This is a genomic window from Acetobacter orleanensis (genome assembly GCF_001581005.1).
Classification (GTDB): domain Bacteria; phylum Pseudomonadota; class Alphaproteobacteria; order Acetobacterales; family Acetobacteraceae; genus Acetobacter; species Acetobacter orleanensis.
Genome location: NZ_LHZV01000021.1, coordinates 1 through 2,500 on the forward strand (window position 1 = coordinate 1; position 2,500 = coordinate 2,500).

Consider the following 2,500-nt stretch of genomic DNA (forward strand, 5'->3'; position numbering starts at 1 on the left):
GACTGGAAGACCTGGCGGCGACCGACTTTCCCACGACTTAAGCCGCAGTATCATAGGCGCTGGGGGGTTTCACGGCCGAGTTCGGGATGGGATCGGGTGGATCACTCCCCGCCATGGCCACCAGGTCATCCAGTCCACCCGGAGTGGGGTGGTGTGGATGCGGTTGGTGTTTGTTTAAAGAGAGTTTTTTGTGTGTGACGCGTGCATGGATGATTTCTGTGCACGGGCTGTCCTTTTAAGGGGACAGTATGAGAGTGAGCCTATAGAGCGATTAGGACCAGTTAGCTGCACGCATTACTGCGCTTCCACACCTGGCCTATCAACGTGATGGTCTATCACGGCTCTCAGGGAGATCTAGTTTTGAGGTGGGTTTCCCGCTTAGATGCTTTCAGCGGTTATCCCGTCCACACTTAGCTACCCGGCGGTGCCGCTGGCGCGACAACCGGTGCACCAGAGGTATGTTCATCCCGGTCCTCTCGTACTAGGGACAAATCCTCTCAAATCTCCAACATCCACGGCAGATAGGGACCGAACTGTCTCACGACGTTCTAAACCCAGCTCACGTACCACTTTAATCGGCGAACAGCCGAACCCTTGGGACCTGCTCCAGCCCCAGGATGTGATGAGCCGACATCGAGGTGCCAAACCTCCCCGTCGATGTGGACTCTTGGGGGAGATCAGCCTGTTATCCCTAGAGTACCTTTTATCCGTTGAGCGATGGCCCTTCCACGCGGGACCACCGGATCACTATGGCCGACTTTCGTCTCTGCTCGAGCTGTCACTCTCGCAGTCAGGCGGGCTTATGCCATTGCACTCAGCAGCCGGTTTCCGACCGGCCTGAGCCCACCATCGCGCGCCTCCGTTACACTTTGGGAGGCGACCGCCCCAGTCAAACTGCCCACCATACAGGGTCCCGGATCAGGCTAACTGACCGCGGTTAGACATCAGAAAAATTCAGGGTGGTATTTCAAGGATGGCTCCACAAGGACTGGCGCCCCTGCTTCAAAGCCTCCCACCTATCCTACACAGAATGTCTCTGATGCCACTGTAAAGCTGCAGTAAAGGTTCATAGGGTCTTTCCGTCTGACCGCGGATACCCCGCATCTTCACGGGGAATTCAATTTCGCTGAGCCGATGCTGGAGACAGCGGGGAAGTCGTTACGCCATTCGTGCAGGTCGGAACTTACCCGACAAGGAATTTCGCTACCTTAGGACCGTTATAGTTACGGCCGCCGTTTACCGGGGCTTCAATTCAGTGCTCTCACACCTCCTCTTAACCTTCCGGCACCGGGCAGGCGTCAGGCCCTATACGTCGTCTTTCGACTTCGCAGAGCCCTGTGTTTTTACTAAACAGTCGCTACCCCCTGGTCTGTGCCACCCGCCAATGGTTGCCCACTAACGGGTCTCGTTTATCCCGAAGTTACACGAGTAATTTGCCTAGTTCCTTCAGCATCGTTCTCTCAAGCGCCTTGGTATTCTCTACCAGTCCACCTGTGTCGGTTTCGGGTACGGTCTATATGCCAGAGCTATTTCCTGGAATGCGCCAAAAGCCAGTCCAATCCGTTAAGGACTGACAACATCTTGCATTCGTCACTTCTGGCAGGTTCAGGAGTATTCACCTGATTCCCATCGACTACGGCTTTCGCCCTCGCCTTAGGGGCCGACTAACCCTGCGTGGATTAACCTTGCGCAGGAACCCTTGGACTTTCGGCGACAGTGTTTCTCGCACTGTTTGTCGCTACTCATGTCAGCATTCGCACTTCCGATATCTCCAGAGGGGGTCACCCCGCCTCCTTCACAGACCTACGGAACGCTCCGCTACCGCGCATACATAGTATGCACCCACAGCTTCGGCACGTGGCTTGAGCCCCGTTACATTTTCGGCGCAGGGTTTCTATTAGACCAGTGAGCTATTACGCTTTCTTTAAAGGATGGCTGCTTCTAAGCCAACCTCCTGGTTGTTTTGGAATCCCCACATCCTTTCCCACTTAGCCACGATTTAGGGGCCTTAGCTGGTGGTCTGGGCTGTTTCCCTCTCGACAATGGACCTTAGCACCCACTGTCTGTCTGCCAGGCTAATACTTCCGGGTATTCGGAGTTTGGTTAGGTTTGGTAAGGCTTTGGGCCCCCCTAGCCCATCCAGTGCTCTACCCCCCGGGGTAAATTCCTGACGGTCTACCTCAATAGATTTCGCGGAGAACCAGCTATTTCCGAGTTTGATTGGCCTTTCACCCCTAGCCACAGCTCATCTCCGACTTTTTCAACAGGCGTGAGTTCGGCCCTCCAGTGCGTGTTACCGCACCTTCAGCCTGGCCATGGCTAGATCACTCGGTTTCGGGTCTTCTGCCAGCAACTATGCGCCCTATTCAGACTCGCTTTCGCTACGCCTACACCTAACGGCTTAAGCTTGCTGCAAACAGAAACTCGCTGACCCATTATACAAAAGGTACGCCGTCACCCCATAAGAGGCTCCGACTGCTTGTAGGCATTCGGTTTCAGG

General features: G+C 55.0%; 2 rRNA genes (1 of these 2 cut by a window edge). Both read right to left on the minus strand.

The features are described from left to right. Nucleotides 1-9 precede the first annotated feature (9 nt). Nucleotides 10-125 (minus strand): 5S ribosomal RNA (gene rrf, locus AD949_RS00170). Nucleotides 126-250: 125 nt separating this feature from the next. Next, nucleotides 251-2,500, minus strand: a 23S ribosomal RNA gene (locus tag AD949_RS00175); it runs 490 nt beyond the window's last position.